The following is a 17,014-nucleotide window of genomic DNA, read 5'->3' as shown; positions in this document are numbered from 1 at the left end:
AAACAGAAGAGTCGCGATTGGACTCGTGAGAAACGTCTCTTTGCTGCATTAGGGTCTCGCTGCGGGCTGATCGAGCAAACTGGGTTTTGCCAGCCCAGCATCCAGGGGGTGGCTAGGCAGAACTTCTGGCGTTTGACTTGGCTTTTACACGGTTTTTTCTGCTGAAAGGATGAGGAGGAGAGCAATGTGCGCCGCTTATCTTAATAGTATTCCCGCTTCGAGCTATGGTAGGAGCGGTCAACCCCGGAGGATAGAGGAGCCGTGACGCAGTTTTTATTCATTACCGACCTGGATCATACGCTGGTAGGCGATGATGAAGCAATGGCGCAGCTCAACGAGGCGCTCGATTGGCATCGCCGCACCCACGACACCAAGATTGTCTACTCGACGGGGCGATCGCCCTCGCTGTATCAGCAACTCCTGACGGAAAAGCCCCTGCTGCCCCCGGATGCCGTAGTCACAGGGGTCGGCACGGCCATCACCTATCCCGACGGCAGCCCCGATTCCCTCTGGTGGGAAAAGCTGAGCAATGGCTGGTCGCGCGATCGCGTTCTGTCTACAGTCGCGCACTTTGCCGATCTGGAGCTTCAGCCCGCAGAGGAGCAAAACGAGTTTAAGGCGAGCTATTTTCTGGACGCGGCGATCGCCCCTGATTTGCTGCCTGAGCTAGAATCTGCCCTCCAGTCCCAAGGGCTGCAAATCAACCTGGTCTACAGCGGCGGCCGCCACCTCGACATCTTGCCCCAAAGCGCCAACAAAGGGCTAGCGATGGTGTTTTTGCGGCAGCAGTGGGGCTTTGAGCCAGATCGCACCGTGGCCTGTGGCGATTCGGGCAACGACCTGTCCATGTTCATGATGGGCGAAGAGCGCGGCATTATCGTCGGCAATGCCATGCCCGAATTGCGCCAGTGGCATCAGGAAAACCTTGCGCCGCACCGCTATCTGGCAGATGGTCACTGCGCTGCGGGTATTCTGGAAGGACTGGATTACTTCGACTTTTTGTAACGCTGGGCTAAAGGCAAGTAAGGAGCGGCAGAGCTACTGTCCCGCGCTAAGGATCTGGGCTGCGGTCAGGTTCAGCGCTGGGAACGTGGGTGACTGGAGGAGGCAGTCGCCCGCGTAACGTCCCGCTTCGATATATTCCCCCTGCTCTAGCCGCAGCACCAGCACCGCCTGTTCCTCTGGGTCAACGATGACATATTCGGGAATGCCCACTGCTGCGTATTGCGCCCGCTTGCGAATGTAATCGCGATCGCGGTTCGTTTTGCCTGGGCTGACCACCTCCATCACCCACAGCGGCGGCGGCATCTCCAGCGTAATGGTCATGCGCTGGCGAGTCAGGGCGCGATGCTCCGGTCGCAGCACGACCAGATCGGGAAAGCGATTTGCCGCATCCTTGGGCGCGAGAACGGGCGTTTGCACTTCGCAGCGTCCCATTTGGATGAGCGGGTATGGAATCCCCAGCCCGACCAGCGCTATGTAAACAAACGCAGCAATGTCCAGATTTAATCCAGCTTCTGGTGGCAAGGCGATCAGTTCTCCCTCGATCAGTTCGGCGCGTCCTTCAATGCCTGTGTCCTCCAGCGCCAGATAGTCGGCAAAGGTCAGCTTTTGGGTAAACGTCATGGCGATCGCCCTCCTGGTTATCTGCATTTACCTGCTTTACACGCGGTCAGCCCTCTTGCCCAGCGCTGAGGATCTGGGCTGCGGTTAGGTTCAGCACTGGGAACGTAGGCGACTGGAGGGGGCACTCGCCCGTGTAGCGTCCCGCTTCGATATATTCCCCCTGCTCTAGCCGCAGCACCAGCACCGCCTGTTCCTCTGGGTCAACGATGACATATTCGGGAATGCCCACTGCTGCGTATTGCGCCCGCTTGCGAATGTAATCGCGATCGCGGTTCGTTTTGCCTGGGCTGACCACCTCCATCACCCACAGCGGCGGCGGCATCTCCAGCGTAATGGTCATGCGGCGATCGCACAAGGCTCGGTGTTCCTCTCGAATCAGCACTAGGTCGGGATACCGATTGGCCGCATCTCTGGGTTCCAGCACAGGCGTTTGCACCTCACAGGAATAGAGCTTCAGCAAATAATGCGGAATGGCGATCGCCAGTAGCGATGAGAAAACAAAGGTTGCAATTTCGGTGTTGATTCTGGATTCCGGTGGCAAGGCGATCAGTTCTCCCTCGATCAGTTCGGCGCGTCCTTCAATGCCTGTGTCCTCCAGCGCCAGATAGTCGGCAAAGGTCAGCTTTTGGGTAAACGTCATGGCGATCGCCCTCCTGGTTATCTGCATTTACCTGCTTTACACGCGGTCAGCCCTCTTGCCCAGCGCTGAGGATCTGGGCTGCGGTTAGGTTCAGCACTGGGAACGTAGGCGACTGGAGGGGGCACTCGCCCGTGTAGCGTCCCGCTTCGATATATTCCCCCTGCTCTAGCCGCAGCACCAGCACCGCCTGTTCCTCTGGGTCAACGATGACATATTCGGGAATGCCCACTGCTGCGTATTGCGCCCGCTTGCGAATGTAATCGCGATCGCGGTTCGTTTTGCCTGGGCTGACCACCTCCATCACCCACAGCGGCGGCGGCATCTCCAGCGTAATGGTCATGCGCTGCTCAGGATGAGCGCGATGCACTGGCTCCACTACAACCAGGTCAGGATAGCGATTCGCCGCATCGCCCGCCTCTAAAACAGGCGTTTGCAGTTCGCAGCTATGCACCTTTACGCGCTGAAACGGAACTCCAATCGCCACCAGTTGCAAAAACACAAACATGGCAATGTCGTTGTTTGACCAGGCTTCTGGTGGCAAGGCGATGAGTTCTCCGTTAATCAGTTCTAGCTTTTCTTCGCGCCCAGAGTCCTCCAGCGCCAGATAGTCGGCAAAGGTCAGCTTTTGGGTAAACGTCATGGCGATCGCCTCCAGTGGTCGCAGCGCCCGAATGTCTTCGATCATAGGGTATTTGACTTTTGCGTCGAGCAAAAACCGAGTCTGACCCAAGCGGCTAAGCCCGTTCCCTGATCTTTGCCCCATAGCGATACACTAATCTTCGTCCTCTTTGGGCTGACTCAGTTATTTCTTCTATTTCTTCTACTTCTACATCTCCTACGATTCTGGTCATTGGCGGCGGCGCGGCGGGCTTCTTTGGGGCGATCGCCGCTGCGGAGTCCTGTCCTTTGTCCCGGGTGATGCTGCTGGAGGCAGCGCGGGAACCTCTGGGCAAAGTCCGCATTTCTGGCGGCGGCCGCTGTAATGTTACCCACGCCTGCTTTGACCCGGCGACGCTAGTGCAGCACTATCCGCGAGGCGGCAAGGCGCTGCGGGGAGCCTTTACCCGGTTTCAGCCGCGAGACACGGTGGCGTGGTTTCAGCGGCGCGGCGTAGCGCTAAAAACCGAGGCCGATGGGCGCATGTTTCCCACCACCGACGACTCGGCGACGATTGTGAACTGCCTGGTGCAGGCGGCCGAGGCGGCGGGGGTGCAGGTAAAAACGGGTGCAGCGGTGACGGCGGTGGTGCGCGACGAGCAAGGCTTTGAGGTGCAGTTGCGGGCGGGCGGAACACTGCGGGGCGATCGCCTCCTCTTGGCGACAGGCAGCAGTCCTCAGGGATATCGCATCGCCCAAGCTTTGGGGCACACCCTGGAACCGCCCGTACCCTCGCTGTTTACCTTTAACGTGCCGGAGCCAGCACTGCACGAACTGGCGGGCGTGTCGGTCGAGTCGGCGCAGGTGACGGTGAAATGCCCCGACCAGAAGCCCCTGACCCAAATCGGGCCGCTGCTGATCACCCACTGGGGCCTGAGCGGGCCCGCTGTGCTAAAGCTATCCGCCTGGGGAGCCAGAGCGCTGCACAACTGCGGCTATCGGGCGATCGCCCAGATCCACTGGCTGCCTGCCCAGTCCCCAGAGCAAGTCCGGCAGAGCTTGCAGCAGACCAAGACCGACTGGGGCAAGCGGGCCGTCTGCTCCACAGCGCCACCCAGACTCCCCCTGCCACGTCGCCTGTGGAACTATCTGGGCGATCGCGCTCAGATAGCGCCCGGCCAGCGCTGGGCCGATCTATCCAAATCGCAGCTTCATCGGTTCTGGCAGGAAATTACCCAGGGTCAGTACGCGATTACGGGCAAAGGCGTATTCAAAGAAGAATTTGTCACCTGCGGCGGCGTGTCGCTCAAGGAAGTTGATTTCAAAACGATGGCAAGCCGCGTTTGTCCGGGCCTCTACTTCGCAGGCGAAATTCTGGATATCGACGGCATAACGGGCGGCTTTAATTTCCAGAGCGCCTGGACGACGGGCTGGCTGGCTGGAGGGGCGATCGCCACCTTCCGCTAAGCGCCAACTGAACGCCACTTTCTAGGATTTTGGGTTTTGGATTGGCGATTTTGGATAGCCTACAGCACTTCCGCAAACTTCCATGAGAGCTTGCGATAGACCAGCGTGCCGATGATAAAGAACGCCACTGCATAGCCTGCGCTGATCAGCAGATAATGTCCATCGAGGTAGCCGTGGAGAAACAGGTTTCGCCAGTTGATCATCAGCGGCGCGGCCGGATTCAGCGGAATCAGCGGGCGAAATCGCTCTGGAATCATATCCGCCGTGAAAATAATCGGCGTGAAGTAAAATACGAAGGTCATCACGATTTGCGTCAGCCGCTCAATGTCTCGCAAAAACAGATTGAGCGTTGCCAGCACCAGCGCCAATCCATAGACGGTAAAAAGCTGAACCACCATCATCACAGGCAGCCCATAGAGCCACGCCAGCGTCGGCGATTTGCCGTAAATCACCATAAAAATGAGAATCACAGGCAGCGACAGCAAGAAATGCACCATGTGATTCAGAATGGTGGACAGTGAAAGAATATTGCGTGGAAAGTTGAGCTTTTTGATCAGGCTGGCATTGCCCACAAACAGGTTGGGCGCGGAGCCGACGGAGTTTTGGAACCACTGCCAGGGAAACAGCCCCGACACCAGAATCAGCGGATAACCTTCTACCGCCACTCGCATGATGCCGCTGAAGGCGATGTAATAAACCATCGCAAAGGCCAACGGGCTGGCAATTGACCAGAGATAGCCCAGAAACTTGCCCTTATAGCGGACTTTAAATTCTTTTTGAAACAGAACGAGCAGTAGATCGCGGTAGTTTTCGAGCTGGTGCTGGTTGAAGGCGAACTTCACACCCCGCTGTCGAATTGGTTTCAGTGTTGCCATAGGCTCAGGCCAAAACGCTCCTCATTCAAACGCCACACTCGCTGTCTACAATCTTCCTAGCCGCTGGCTTTGTGTCCGGTTTCTTCCGGTTTCTGTTGGGGCAGCCTGCTGGGTTGGGACGGTTGCAATTTGCAATTATTCACACTCGATGCATGATAATACTCTACTCTAAGGCGCTACGTCTCTGGGTGTAGTGGGTCGGTGGAGAGAAGGAGAACTCGCATCGCGAAACCTGTCGAGCCAGCCCCTTGCACACCGATTCAAACCACGCCACGCCCAGACCCCATGATTTATCCCGCGCCCAAGACTGTGCCATGAAGATTGCCGTTGTCCATGAGTGGCTGGTCACCTATGCCGGGTCGGAGCGGGTGTGCGAGCAGATGTTGCAGCTTTATCCCAAAGCTGATTTGTTTAGCCTGGTGGATTTTTTGCCGGAGGATCTGCGCTTTTTTATTCAGCACCGCCCGGTAACGACTTCGTTTTTGCAGCATCTGCCGTTTGCCAATCCGCGCTTTCGGGCCTATCTGCCGCTGATGCCGCTGGCAATCGAGCAGTTTGACCTGTCGCCCTACGACGTGATTTTGTCGAGCCACCATGCGGTAGCCAAGGGCGTGATCACCCGCGCCGATCAGCTTCACATTAGCTATGTGCATACGCCCATCCGCTATGCCTGGGAAATGCAGCAGCAGTATTTTCAGGAGGCCCGGTTGCGGGGGCCCAAGGCGGCGATCGCCCAGGGGATTCTCCACTACTTGCGCCTGTGGGACGTTGCCTGTGCCAATCGCGTCGATCATTTCATTGCAAATTCCCGGTTTGTGGCTCGTCGAATTTGGAAAACGTATCGGCGGCCCGCCAGGGTAATCTATCCGCCCGTCGCGGTGGATCAGTTTTCGCCGGAGGAAAAGCGGCAAGATTTCTACTTTACGCTGTCGCGATTTGTGCCTTACAAGCGAGTGGATTTGGTGGTAGAAGCGTTTACACAACTGGGCTTGCCGCTGGTGGTGATTGGCGACGGATCAGAATTTCGGCGGGTGGCGGCCCTGGCGGGGCCCACAGTGCGTCTATTGGGCCGACAGCCCGACGACGTGGTGCGCGACCACATGCAGCGCTGCAAGGCGTTTGTTTATCCAGCCGAGGAAGACTTTGGCATTGCGATGGTAGAAGCGCAGGCGGCGGGTGCGCCCGTGATTGGCTATGGGCGGGGCGGGGCAGCAGAGACGGTGATTCCCGGTAAGACGGGGATTCTGCTGCCGGAACAGACGGTAGCGGCGATCGTCAAGGCCGTGCGATCGCTCGAAGCGGGCGATTTCCAGTTTCACCCTGACGACTCGCGCCAAAACGCCGAACGGTTTAGCCCAGAACGCTTTCGTGCCGAGCTGGCGCAATTTGTAGATCAGCAGTGGGCAAAATTTCAGCGGGGATGAGGTAAAGATCCCCTAAAGTAATAGCGTGAGGAGTAACGGAACGCAATGCAACTTAACCGAACCCTACGTCCGGCGCTATCTGCTTTGAGCATCTCCACCCGCACCGTTCCAACGCTGGTGGGAATGATTGGCTCCGATCTGCTGATGCTGAGTCTGGCAGGAACGATCAGCGTCTATCTGCGCTGGTTTCTGGATGGCAAGTTTCAGCCGCTCCTCTACTGGCAACTGCTGCCGCTAATGGGGCTATTTGTGGTGGTGTATGCCGCGATTGGGCTATACCCCGGCGTGGCCCAGAGTCCGGTCGATGAGTTTCGCTGCGTCACCATTGGCACGAGCCTGGTGTATTTTCTGCTGGGTGTGACGATTTTTTTGCGGCAGAGCGGTGAGGTCTACTCACGCGGCATTTTTGTGATGGCGTGGCTGTTGTCTATCGTGCTGGTGCTGATTGGGCGATCGCTCACACGGCACTGGTTTGCCCGCAAGCGCTGGTGGGGCTACCCGGTGGTGGTGCTGGGCGCGGGCAAGACGGGCGAAATGGTAGTTCGCACGCTGCAAAAGCGTCCCCGCATTGGGCTGCGTCCGGTGGTGGTGCTGGATGACGACCCCGCCAAGCACGGCTCGCTGCACGGGGTTCCGGTGATGGGCGGCATTGATCTGGCTCCCGTAATTGCGCGATCGCGCCGCATTCCCTACGCCATTGTGGCCATGCCTGGTGTGCCCCGCGTCCGCCTGCTAGATGTAATCGAGCGGCACACCCAAACCTTCGCGCACCTGCTGGTCATTCCCGATTTATTCGACTTTTCTAGCCTCTGGGTCGAAGCGCGGGACATGGGCGGCATTTTAGGACTAGAGGTACGGCAGCAGTTGCTCTTGCCAGGGCCGCGCCTGGTCAAGTTTGCGCTCGATCGCGTCATTACCCTGTTTGGCGGGCTGCTGGTGCTGCCGTTTATCATCCTGATTGCGGTGCTGATTCGGCTCGATTCGCCCGGCCCCATCTTCTACGGGCAAACCCGCATCGGGCAAAACGGCGAACCCTTTAAGGCGTGGAAATTTCGCTCGATGGTGCAAAACGCCGACCAGGTTTTGCAGGATTATCTGGACGCTCACCCCAAGCTGCGCCGCTCCTGGGAACGGGATCACAAGCTGCGCCGCGATCCGCGGGTTACCCGCGTCGGGCGGTTTTTGCGGCAGACCAGCCTGGATGAATTGCCCCAGCTTTGGAATATCCTGCGCGGCGAAATGAGCCTGGTGGGGCCGCGCCCGATTGTGGATGAGGAGATTCCGCGCTATGGCGAAAAATTTGCCCTGTATACAAAGGTCACGCCGGGGCTGACGGGGCTGTGGCAGGTGTCGGGGCGCAATAATTTGTCCTATAAAGAGCGGGTGAATCTGGATGCCTACTACGTCCGCAACTGGTCGGTATGGCTGGATTTGTATATCCTGATGCGGACGGTGTGGGTGGTGCTGTCGGGCGAAGGGGCGTACTGACGTGGCAGGACAGAGAGCCAGGCGCGAACCAATGCGCTTTTGGGGGCGATCGCTCTCCCTGCGCTCTGTATGGAACTCTGTATGGAATTCTGTGTGGGATCTATTTTGGGTCAGCCTGATGGCGATGCCCTACGTCTCCTACCTGGGGCTGCTGGGCATGGTGGCCGTGACGGCGCGGCTATGGCGGCGGTTTCGGCGGGCAGGGCTAGACAGGTTTACAGGCGGCGGGTTGCTGCTGCTGAGCGGGCTGCTGCTGCTGAGTGCGATATTTGCTTACGATCGGGGCGAAGCGCTGCTGCAACTGGCGAATTTTTTGCCCTACTTCCTGTTTTTCGCCATTCTGCCGTACTTGTTGAACCGCGTTGAACGGCTTGCCCAGATTGCGCTGGGGCTGATTCTGGTCGCCATTCCCATCAACCTGATCAGCTTGGTGGAATACATTATCAAAATTCCCCGAATGCCCGTTTGGTGGCGGCATTTTCCGCTATTTCGCTGGATTCGATCCGCCCCTCATAAAGGCCGGGCAATGGTGATGTTCGAGCATCCCAATGCGATGGGCAGCTTTTTGGTGCTGGTGATGGCGCTGGGGTTGGGGCTGATCCTCTATCAGCTGGCGCTGGATCAGGCCGTTGTGCCACACAGTCTGCCAGACTCCGCAGAGTCCGTTTGGTCAAACCACCAACCCGACGCACAAAACGCTGGGGCAGAGGCCCTCCAACCCGTTTCCCTGCGTTTGATTTCCGGCGCGACCTTGCTCAATCTGCTGGGCATTTTTTGCTCAGGTTCTCGCAATGCCCTGCTGCTGGCGGTGTTGCAACTGCTGTGCTTTGCGCTGATGGTAGCGCGGTCGAGCTGGAAAACGGTGGCGGCGGCGCTGGGTGGGCTAGTCGTCCTAATCGGTGGAGCAGCGGTGATTGGCATTGGCGGGCGATCGCTCGACTTATCCACCTGGGCCGACGATCCGCGAGTGAAACTCTGGGGCGCAGCAGTGCAGATGATTGGCGGCCATCCCTGGCTCGGCTGGGGTCTGGGCAACTACAAGTTGGTATATCCGCAGTACCTCACGCCCGACCTGATGGCCCTGTCGGATTTTCAGGACATCTCCCATGCCCACAACCTGTGGCTGACCCTGGCCGTGGAGGCGGGCATTCCGGCAATGCTGCTGCTGACGCTGCTGGTGGGGCGGATCTGTGCGCGGGGTGTGCGGCAATTTTTGTCTCGAAACTTCCAAGCCCCAGAGCGCGGCATTCTGTTCGGCTATCTCCTAGGCTTCTTCAGCAGCGTCGGCTTTGCGCTGTTCGACGTGCCGCTATACGATTCGCGGGTCAACGTGCTGAACTGGGTGCTGCTGGCAGGAATTTTTAGTTTTGCTGCCAAGAGATCAGCCCATTCCTCGCCTCTACCCTAGCGTTCTCTCGCTGGCTTCCTATCGCAAAACCGTGCTGACAATAATCGTCAGCGTTGCCGTTGCAATCAGCCCAAACGCCAGATTCACTACCTGATTCGATGCCTTTTGGTAGGCATCCACGCGCACGTTCGTCTGGCTCAGTTCTTGCTTGAGTCCGTTAACCTCTGCCTTGAGGGTGTCCAGACGCTCTAGGACTGCTTTTTGAAAACTGTCGGATGTGTCGGCGGCTTGCATAGGGCGTTGGGGTCGGTCACAAGTTCTTGACTGGGAGTGGCTGAAAATCTTGGCAATCAATTTCTTACTAATCAGTCTACTTCTAATCTAGCCGCACCTAATCTAGCCGAACCATGCGGCAAATCAGGAGAGGGGCGATCGCTCTCACCTCGATCGCCCCTTGACGCTTGCACTCTGCACTCATTCACGAAGCCAGCAGCACCAAAACCCTCTCTTCGGACATCCCTAATTTTTAGCGATATAGGCTAAAAAAGAGGCATCTGTTCACGCACAGCCCCATGCCTGACGAACCTTCGAGTAAAGCCCCCTGACTCGCTGCGAGGCTCAAACCATCCTGCAACGTCTTGCCCTGGCAATGATGCACGCCAGAAAAGAGCGCGTGAAGCGATCGGACTTGTTAAAAGCGCTAAATAAGTATTTGCAGCAGCAGGGCGAAACGATTGCAGCCGAAGACTTTCTGGAACAAGTTGTGCAAATTAGCGAACTACTAGTGCAGCAGGAAGAAGAATACGAATTCGCGCACCTCAGCTTTCAAGAGTATTTAGCCGCCACAGAAATCGCTCGGCTTGCTCAGCAGCAACCAAGTCAAGAAAGCCAGTTGTATGAGCGCTTTGATGACGGTTGGTGGAAGCCAACCATTTTGCTCTATGCCGCTCAGGTCAATCCCACCACGCTAGTTCGAGAAATGATCCGTCGAGGCGCGTTTGACCTAGCGCATCTGTGCCTTCTGGAAACCACCAAGCAGTTCGATCCAGCCCTTAACACGGAACTCAACGCTCTCCAAAAAACGGTATCTAACACGCGCTATGCCAAGCTTGACGCGCTGCTGAAAGCTCAGCAGTGGCGCGAAGCGGATGAAGAAACCTATCGGCTAATGATTACCACCGTCGGCAAGGAAGAAGGGCAATTATTTGACCGAGAAGATTTGGAAAACTTTCCCTGCGAAGACCTAAAGACGATCGATCGCCTCTGGGTTCACTACAGCGGCGGCAAGTGGGGTTTTAGCGTGCAAAAGCGCATCTGGGAAGAGTGCGGCAGCCCGATGGACTACAATGACGACTGGGAAAAGTTTGGCGATCGCGTCGGCTGGCGCAAGGACGACGACTGGTTGAGCTACAGCGACCTCACATTCGACCTTCAAAAATCTCTCAGTGGAGAATTTCCTCTCCAGTTGAATTTCCTCTCATTGGCTGGCGAGTGGGCGGGTGGCGGGTTCTCTTCTCTCGCGCGAAGACTTGTAGACTGTAGCAGATAAGCGCTTCAGCCTTTCTTAAAGTTTTGTAACCCAACCTGTTTCTACCGCATAATCCACCTCCTGGCGATCCGTTACCTGGCACCTGACGTTTTTTCTACGTTGAGTCGATTATTTCCTCAAACTGGAGCTTCATCACCTCCGGGTCATAGCAATTGGCCAACACAAACTTTTTCGCCACCTGCCGGATCTCTGCTGCGGGGGTTTCCCAGTCGTCCCACAGGCTCTTTTGTCCGGGGCTGCTCTTTTTCTTGAGCTTGCTCCGCGCCTTAATTTGCGCCAGCAGTTTGGTTCCCCAATGGTTGCGCTTCTCTGGCTTCGGCTTCGGTTTATATTTCTTGCAAAACTGGCGATAGATAGCGGCACACAGATCCAGCGTTCTGCCCAGCGCCAAAAACGCCGGATGCCACTGCGTCAGCCCGTCGTCGGTCAGTCGGTCATAGCTGCCGTAGTTGCTGTAGTCATAAAAAAATCCCTGCTGCATTCCCGCTGCCTTGGGGTTGGCGTGGATATAGCGCAGCGTATTCAGTGCCCGTCGCCGGTCGCTAATCGGAAACCCCGTGCTGTGATATCGCTTCTCCCAAAAGTGCCCGGTGCGGTTTAGCATTCGGTTCAGGCACATGGCGCTATACCAGTTCAGCCAGTGCATGATTTTCGGCAGGTCTTCCGGCTGCTGTGGCTCCAAAAGATAATGCACATGGTTGCTCATGATGCACAGGGCATACAGCTTGAAGCCATACTTGTCCTGGCATTTCTGGATGGCGTAGAGCAGCACTTCGCGGCGTTCGGGTTTCGTGAGGCGAAACTCGCGGTTGTTGCAGCGAATGGTGACGTGGTAGCAGAAGCTGGGGCGGAGTTGGCGAGGTTGGCGTGGCATGAGATCCCCCCCTTGGCCCCCTTAATAAGCAGGGAACCGAGCCGCCGTCCGGAAGTCCCCCTTGATAAGGGGGATTTAGGGGGATCGGTTTAGCTTTAGTCAATAATGCACATTCATTGCCAGGGGCTATCCCGCTTTTTATCAACTTTGCCTTTTGATGGGCGATAAGATTGAGGTAAACCCAGGCAGGCGATACTCCTAATGGCCTACAGCGACTTCACCTTAGCCAAAGTCAAATCCGCCTTTGGGCTAACCACCCAAGAAAGCGGTAGCCTGTTCGCCAGCATTCCCGCTGTCTCGCCGTCCCCCGCCCTCTCCCAAACCCTCACCGAATTCACCACCCTCGCCACCAGTATCGGCACCGAAAAAGCCCGCTCCGAATTCTTGATCGCGCCCATCCTCGCCGAAGTCCGCCGTCAGATGCACTACCGCATCGCCCTCTTCTCCGGCGTCGAGTTTAATGTCGATGCCGCCAGAGGCCTGCAAGGCTTTTGTGATTTCATTCTGTCCGCCTCCGCAGAGCAGCTCTACATAGAGGCTCCCGTCATAACCGTCGTCGAGGCAAAGCGGGAGGATATTATCGGCGGACTGGGGCAATGCATCGCCACGATGATTGCCGCCCAAATCTTTAATGCCGAAAGAGATCAGCCGATTCCCCGCATCTATGGAGCCGTGACCAGCGGCACCAACTGGCGCTTCCTAATGCTAGAGGGAACGACCGTCTGGATTGATTCACCAGAGTATTACATCAGCCAGATTGGGCAAATTCTGGGAATCCTCATGCAGCCCTTTCAGCCGGATTTAGTCGGTAGTACAACACCCTAATATCGATTCTCGATTTTGGATTTGCGATTTTGGATTTGCGATTTTGGATTGCCCGTCAAGCGTTTGCGGGGCCTCGGCCAATCTCATGCGTGGTGCTAAAAAGGTCAAATTTTATTGACGGGTTTTATTGACGGGTTCTATCGCAGAACCGTACTTGCAATAATCGTCAGCGTTGCAGTCGCGATTAGCCCAAAGGCCGGGTTCACGACTTGATTAGAAGCTTTTTGGTACGCTTCCACGCGCACATTGGTCTGGCCCAGTTCTTGCTTCAGCCCGTCCACATCTACCTTGAGGCTGTCTAGTTCAACCTTGAGATTATCCAAACGCTCTAGGACTGCTTTTTGAAAACTGTCGGATGTGTCGGCGGCTTGCATAGGGCGTTGGGGTCGGTCGCAAGTTCTTGACTGGGAGTGGCTGAAAATCTTGCCAATTTGCCAATTTGCCAATTAATTTCTTACCAACCAGTCTACTTCTAAATCTAGCCACAGATAATCTAGCCGCACCATACAGCAAATCGGGAGGAGGGGCGATCGCCCTCACCTTCTCTGCCCTGATTGCCAAAGCTAGACATAAGTCGCCAATCGCCGAAAATTGAGGATTCGGTACTCTACCCAGATAGAGGAGACTGGATAGGCGATCGCTTTAGTGTTCTCTGATCATGCTCTTGTATCTGGGGCGAGTGTGTCTGGGGCAAGTTTTCCACTACTCCGTTGCAGAACAGCAGCGGCAGAACAGCAGCGGAAAACTTCAACGAAGCTCACTGCACCGAATTAACGTCATTGGGCCCAGAGACAATAACACTGATCCATCGCTCAAACCGCTCGGGATCGACATCAAATTTCACCCTTAGTCGCTCAGGGGTGCCGCGATAGTTGGCCGTAGGCAAAAACCGAACCCAGGCATTACCCGATAGAGACTGTCCAGTTTGCACAGGTAGCCAAGTTGTACCATCGTTAGAAAATTGCCATACGCCCTGGGTAGCATTGTTTGGCACAGACAAGACTGAGGCAGCATTGATGGGTCGGCTAAAGATTTGACTCAACACTGCGCCGGATGGATTTGCAGTGTTGCCTACAACAGCAGGAAGTGTAGCATCGAGAGAGCGTTCGGGACGAGCGACAATCGAAACAGATGTGCCTGCCACATTGGTAAAAGTGCCGCTGAGCGGTGTCAGGATACCTGCCTTAAAGAAACTGCGGGTGTATTCAGCGTAGGGGGTCAAGAATTTATTGGCAATGTACCGCTTTCCGTGATTGTCTGTGACGTTACTCAAATCAGCGTTATTGATACCTTCAAGCTGATCGGTGCTGAGCTTGATAATAACCTCAGGGCGACCGGTAGGGCCATCTTCTCGGGCATTGTCACTGGATCTCAGCGTACCGCTGTAGGAGATATCAAAGCTGACTTTGGCGATCGCGCTATAGTCCACATTAGAAGAGGTTTGGATAGCCACTACATCAATAGTTCTTTCTGAGCGGGGTGAGATAGGAGCGCTGTATTCGGATGAATCTGTAATCGTGCGAGTTTCCGTCCGACTATCTGTCCAGCCTTGCTCCGCAGCAATGCTCAGTTCGGTCTTCTGATCCACAGTGAAGGGAATCTGTAGACTCAGCGTAGTTTTTAGCCCCTGTGTGAACTTGTAAGTAGTGCTGTGGAGCACAGCTTCAGAAACACTGTAGGTCAGGTTTCTGCGGATAGTGCCAGGGGATGGGTCAGCATTGGTCGCAGTATAGGAGGTGGCGATAATTGGCGTACCAAGACCGGATCGCGGCGTGCCATACCGAAATGATCCCGGATGAATGGCTACCTGAAAGTTGCTCAGCGTTATAGATAGCCGCTTGTCTGCGCCTAGCCCGGAAGCAAAGGAGTCTGTGCCGTTATAGCGAGCGCGTAGGACATAGCTGGGGCTGGACACAGTGCCCGTGTTGATGATTTCAAAATCATCCCCCACGTACTGGCTTCTGGAGCCTGCGGCATAGGCAAAGCCCAGAGCGTGGGCCAGGTGTGCTAATTGGCGGACAATTTCGGGATTTCTGACGACTTGATTGGCCACTTCAGTCAGGTTTTGTGCCGTCAAGTTCGTTGGGGCGATCGCCGCTGTGTTGTCTCGCAACAAGAGCAGTCGCTCTGAGTCACCTTGCCCATTCTGGTAAAAAACATTCTGACCCGCCGCCTTGCCGTTGCGCGATTCAGCGCCCTCTACCGGGAACATAGGAAAGCTCGTGCCCCCTGCTACACTGTTGCCCTGGAAGGTAATTCCAAAGTCTTGGATTAGTGTCGCCCCCTCCCGGACAAAAATAGCACCCCCCAATCCAGCGCCCCCGCCGCCCCGACCGGCAACCTTACTGCCGGTGTTCCCAGCTTGACCTGCTTCACCCACCCCACCATAGGCTCCCGCTGCGCCGCCCGGGCCACCACCGCCATAGTCTGCTCTAGACAAATCATCACGGTCTTCTCCTCCACCACCACCCCCGCCGCCGCCGCCACCGTATCCGCCGTTTCCGCCCGAACCACCGCTGCCTGCATGGTCTTTCGCAACTCCGCGGCCGGTTGCAGCCCCGCCACCACCGCCGCCACCGCCGCCGCTGCCAAATTCACCATCTGCCCCTTTCCCGCCCGGGTTGCCGTTGCGCCCACTACGCCCGCCGCTATGGCCCCCGCCAGCGCCATTGCTGCCGTTTAATCCGCCGCCAATACCGCCTGCAATCCCGTCGGGCTCATAGTTCGGGCCACCACCGCTATAGTGGCGATTGGTTGTGGAGCCAAGAATGATGCTGTTGCCTCCGACGGCTCTGTTGTTGATAAAGCGGCTATTATGCAGCGTGACAACGCTCCCTGTATCGAGAAATAGCGCCCCGCCTGCGCCCAGACCACCTCCGCCGCCGTTGATGCCGTTGCCGCCTTGTGCCAGTCCGTTGGCAAAGGTCAAGCCTGAAATCTTCACGTTGGCTCTGCCAATAGTCATGATTTGCACGAGGTTTTGACCATTGAGGGTTGTGTTACCGTCGTCTTGCAGATGCAGGTCGTTGCCTGCGGCTATGAGCAGAGTGCTATTCAGCGCGATCGCCCCCGACACCCCTGTCAGATCTACCAGATCCAGACCGGGGGTGGCAGCCGCATCAGCGATCGCCTGACGCAGAGAACCCGGCCCGCTGTCATTATTGTTCGTTACTCTCCAGGTATTGGGCCCGGTGGGGCTAGCCGAAAGGCGTGCAGCAAAGACCAAGGTGGCACTCCAGAGCATCGCACTAGCTAGAGCCAACTTTCTTGAAACGGCTGGAGAATTTATCGAATGGGTAAATTTGTTTGGTGTTCTCATGGCTTGGATGCTCCCTACAGGTGAATGGAAAAACTAGAATGGCGATCCGCCAAAAATTGCTTAAAGCTGCCCTTCTAAGAGGACTTAGGCTCAAACCGGAGCAATCAGCACATGACTGAACATCCTGTTTTCTGTGCAGTTGTGGCTTAATGACTCGCTAGCTGTTCAATCGACTGCTCAGTCTGCCTTCAGCGATTGATCAAGCCTGCAATTCAGATTTCTACTCTAATTTTGTTCAAGCATTTTACAAAGCTAAACCCCTGACAAAATATAGTCTTAACAGACGGAGAGGTTTCTGAGCGAACGTCTGAACGAACGACAGACAAAATAACGTTACATAGGACTAAAGCTCGAACAGTACGATGAACTAGCCTTGAACAAGATTTGGTTATGCTTAATTAGCCTGAAGCAAGCTGGAATCTTTGCTTTAGGCGTTTTCTCTCGTTTTCTCTTTAGTTTATTGGCATATCAAATGAGGCAAGCCTAGAGGGCGATTGAAAAATCTACGGTGATTGGATAATACCGCGAGTCTTTAAAGATTGCCCGGCAATTTTATCAAGGTTTTAGATTAACCCAGGTTTAAGAAAATGCAAAAACCGGGGTAAGCACTGCCTGATCTACCTCTCGCAGAACTATCATCAGATACTCTTAGACTTACGCGCTGGTGCAGAAGTGTTGAATTGAGACATAAAACTTTACATTTGACCCTATGAAGCTCCTACGAGTGTCTCAGGCAGCAGATCGTGGCTCCAATGGACGATTGAACAGCGGCGACTCAATTCAAGTTGCAAATAGCGCAACTTATCGAGTAACTGATGACCATAAAACGCTGGAATTTCTATCAATTGAAGAATCAAGTAGGCAATCAATACCATGTAGATTTGTATGGTGACTCCATTGACACTCTTAGAGATTAGTTTATCTCAGAGCAGAGGTGTTGAAAGATAGCTCAACATACAAAAAATGGGGGCAGAATGTAGTA

The 17,014-nt window shown here is 55.6% G+C and carries 15 protein-coding genes and 1 pseudogene; 7 read left to right on the top strand and 9 right to left on the bottom strand.

Annotation, left to right across the window (positions count from 1 at the left end; translation table 11 throughout):
• Positions 1 to 261 precede the first annotated feature (261 nt).
• The gene (locus tag IGS16_RS10885; RefSeq protein ID WP_297085380.1) at positions 262 to 1,005 is read left to right on the top strand and encodes a sucrose-phosphate phosphatase; all 744 of its coding nucleotides are present in this window, start codon (positions 262 to 264) and stop codon (positions 1,003 to 1,005) included.
• A 33-nt stretch (positions 1,006 to 1,038) separates the two neighbouring features.
• Here the strand turns inward: IGS16_RS10885 and IGS16_RS10880 are convergent, their stop codons facing one another.
• From IGS16_RS10880 to IGS16_RS10870, 3 genes are read right to left on the bottom strand one after another with little or no spacing between them, the layout of a single operon-like run.
• Positions 1,039 to 1,653 carry a Uma2 family endonuclease gene (locus tag IGS16_RS10880; RefSeq protein WP_297085379.1) on the bottom strand — a complete coding sequence of 205 codons (615 nt, stop codon included), beginning with the start codon at positions 1,651 to 1,653 and terminating at the stop codon, positions 1,039 to 1,041.
• Between the two features lie 19 nt (positions 1,654 to 1,672).
• Entirely contained in the window at positions 1,673 to 2,293 is a 621-nt protein-coding gene (locus tag IGS16_RS10875; RefSeq protein ID WP_297085378.1) for a Uma2 family endonuclease, read from the bottom strand.
• A gap of 19 nt (positions 2,294 to 2,312) precedes the next feature.
• Positions 2,313 to 2,951, bottom strand: coding sequence for a Uma2 family endonuclease (locus tag IGS16_RS10870; protein WP_297085377.1), 639 nt, complete (start codon positions 2,949 to 2,951; stop codon positions 2,313 to 2,315).
• A 155-nt stretch (positions 2,952 to 3,106) separates the two neighbouring features.
• On the opposite strand from IGS16_RS10870, the gene IGS16_RS10865 reads away from it, so the two are divergent.
• On the top strand, positions 3,107 to 4,330 hold the full coding sequence (locus IGS16_RS10865; RefSeq protein ID WP_367185776.1) for an NAD(P)/FAD-dependent oxidoreductase: 1,224 nt from the start codon (positions 3,107 to 3,109) through the stop codon (positions 4,328 to 4,330).
• 59 nt (positions 4,331 to 4,389) lie between these two features.
• On the opposite strand, the gene IGS16_RS10860 is transcribed toward IGS16_RS10865, so the two are convergent.
• Positions 4,390 to 5,205, bottom strand: a complete 816-nt coding sequence (locus tag IGS16_RS10860; protein ID WP_297085376.1) for an ABC transporter permease — start codon at positions 5,203 to 5,205, stop codon at positions 4,390 to 4,392.
• Positions 5,206 to 5,519: 314 nt separating this feature from the next.
• On the opposite strand from IGS16_RS10860, the gene IGS16_RS10855 reads away from it, so the two are divergent.
• The 3 genes from IGS16_RS10855 to IGS16_RS10845 are packed head-to-tail and all read left to right on the top strand — an operon-like array spanning position 5,520 to position 9,525.
• Complete coding sequence (locus tag IGS16_RS10855) at positions 5,520 to 6,629, top strand: glycosyltransferase family 4 protein (protein ID WP_367185775.1); 1,110 nt, start codon at positions 5,520 to 5,522, stop codon at positions 6,627 to 6,629.
• A 45-nt stretch (positions 6,630 to 6,674) separates the two neighbouring features.
• The gene (gene wbaP / locus IGS16_RS10850; RefSeq protein WP_297085374.1) at positions 6,675 to 8,117 is read left to right on the top strand and encodes an undecaprenyl-phosphate galactose phosphotransferase WbaP; all 1,443 of its coding nucleotides are present in this window, start codon (positions 6,675 to 6,677) and stop codon (positions 8,115 to 8,117) included.
• 1 nt (position 8,118) lies between these two features.
• A complete protein-coding gene (locus IGS16_RS10845) occupies positions 8,119 to 9,525 on the top strand; it encodes an O-antigen ligase family protein (RefSeq protein ID WP_297085373.1) in 1,407 nt (468 codons plus the stop codon).
• A gap of 18 nt (positions 9,526 to 9,543) precedes the next feature.
• Here IGS16_RS10845 and IGS16_RS10840 read toward each other — a convergent pair whose 3' ends face one another.
• Entirely contained in the window at positions 9,544 to 9,759 is a 216-nt protein-coding gene (locus IGS16_RS10840; protein WP_297085372.1) for a hypothetical protein, read from the bottom strand.
• Between the two features lie 355 nt (positions 9,760 to 10,114).
• Between IGS16_RS10840 and IGS16_RS10835 the strand changes: the two genes are divergently transcribed.
• The gene (locus IGS16_RS10835) at positions 10,115 to 11,014 is read left to right on the top strand and encodes a GUN4 domain-containing protein (RefSeq protein WP_297085371.1); all 900 of its coding nucleotides are present in this window, start codon (positions 10,115 to 10,117) and stop codon (positions 11,012 to 11,014) included.
• Positions 11,015 to 11,108: 94 nt separating this feature from the next.
• On the opposite strand, the gene IGS16_RS10830 is transcribed toward IGS16_RS10835, so the two are convergent.
• The gene (locus IGS16_RS10830; protein WP_297085370.1) at positions 11,109 to 11,888 is read right to left on the bottom strand and encodes a transposase; all 780 of its coding nucleotides are present in this window, start codon (positions 11,886 to 11,888) and stop codon (positions 11,109 to 11,111) included.
• Between the two features lie 201 nt (positions 11,889 to 12,089).
• On the opposite strand from IGS16_RS10830, the gene IGS16_RS10825 reads away from it, so the two are divergent.
• Entirely contained in the window at positions 12,090 to 12,713 is a 624-nt protein-coding gene (locus tag IGS16_RS10825) for a hypothetical protein (RefSeq protein ID WP_297085369.1), read from the top strand.
• A 137-nt stretch (positions 12,714 to 12,850) separates the two neighbouring features.
• On the opposite strand, the gene IGS16_RS10820 is transcribed toward IGS16_RS10825, so the two are convergent.
• The 3 genes and pseudogenes from IGS16_RS10820 to IGS16_RS10810 form a co-directional block, all read right to left on the bottom strand.
• Positions 12,851 to 13,087, bottom strand: coding sequence for a hypothetical protein (locus IGS16_RS10820; RefSeq protein ID WP_297085368.1), 237 nt, complete (start codon positions 13,085 to 13,087; stop codon positions 12,851 to 12,853).
• 383 nt (positions 13,088 to 13,470) lie between these two features.
• Positions 13,471 to 15,939 (bottom strand): aerolysin family beta-barrel pore-forming toxin, encoded by a 2,469-nt coding sequence (locus IGS16_RS10815; RefSeq protein WP_297085367.1) that lies wholly within the window; start codon positions 15,937 to 15,939, stop codon positions 13,471 to 13,473.
• Between the two features lie 800 nt (positions 15,940 to 16,739).
• A pseudogene (locus IGS16_RS10810) lies at positions 16,740 to 16,955 on the bottom strand (hypothetical protein); the annotation flags it as partial.
• Between the last annotated feature and the right edge of the window lie 59 nt (positions 16,956 to 17,014).

This window comes from Thermoleptolyngbya sp. C42_A2020_037 (genome assembly GCF_015272455.1).
In the GTDB taxonomy this organism is placed as follows: domain Bacteria; phylum Cyanobacteriota; class Cyanobacteriia; order Elainellales; family Elainellaceae; genus Thermoleptolyngbya.
Note: the sequence above shows the minus strand (reverse complement) of the source record. Positions and strands in the feature narration are given on the sequence as shown.

Coding starts and splice junctions, on each gene's coding strand:
- IGS16_RS10880 (WP_297085379.1), bottom strand. CDS start 1,653: ATGCAGATAACCAGGAGGGCGATCGCCATGACGTTTACCCAAAAGCTG.
- IGS16_RS10875 (WP_297085378.1), bottom strand. CDS start 2,293: ATGCAGATAACCAGGAGGGCGATCGCCATGACGTTTACCCAAAAGCTG.
- IGS16_RS10870 (WP_297085377.1), bottom strand. CDS start 2,951: ATGATCGAAGACATTCGGGCGCTGCGACCACTGGAGGCGATCGCCATG.
- IGS16_RS10860 (WP_297085376.1), bottom strand. CDS start 5,205: ATGGCAACACTGAAACCAATTCGACAGCGGGGTGTGAAGTTCGCCTTC.
- IGS16_RS10855 (WP_367185775.1), top strand. CDS start 5,520: ATGAAGATTGCCGTTGTCCATGAGTGGCTGGTCACCTATGCCGGGTCG.
- wbaP (WP_297085374.1), top strand. CDS start 6,675: ATGCAACTTAACCGAACCCTACGTCCGGCGCTATCTGCTTTGAGCATC.
- IGS16_RS10840 (WP_297085372.1), bottom strand. CDS start 9,759: ATGCAAGCCGCCGACACATCCGACAGTTTTCAAAAAGCAGTCCTAGAG.
- IGS16_RS10835 (WP_297085371.1), top strand. CDS start 10,115: ATGATGCACGCCAGAAAAGAGCGCGTGAAGCGATCGGACTTGTTAAAA.
- IGS16_RS10830 (WP_297085370.1), bottom strand. CDS start 11,888: ATGCCACGCCAACCTCGCCAACTCCGCCCCAGCTTCTGCTACCACGTC.
- IGS16_RS10825 (WP_297085369.1), top strand. CDS start 12,090: ATGGCCTACAGCGACTTCACCTTAGCCAAAGTCAAATCCGCCTTTGGG.
- IGS16_RS10820 (WP_297085368.1), bottom strand. CDS start 13,087: ATGCAAGCCGCCGACACATCCGACAGTTTTCAAAAAGCAGTCCTAGAG.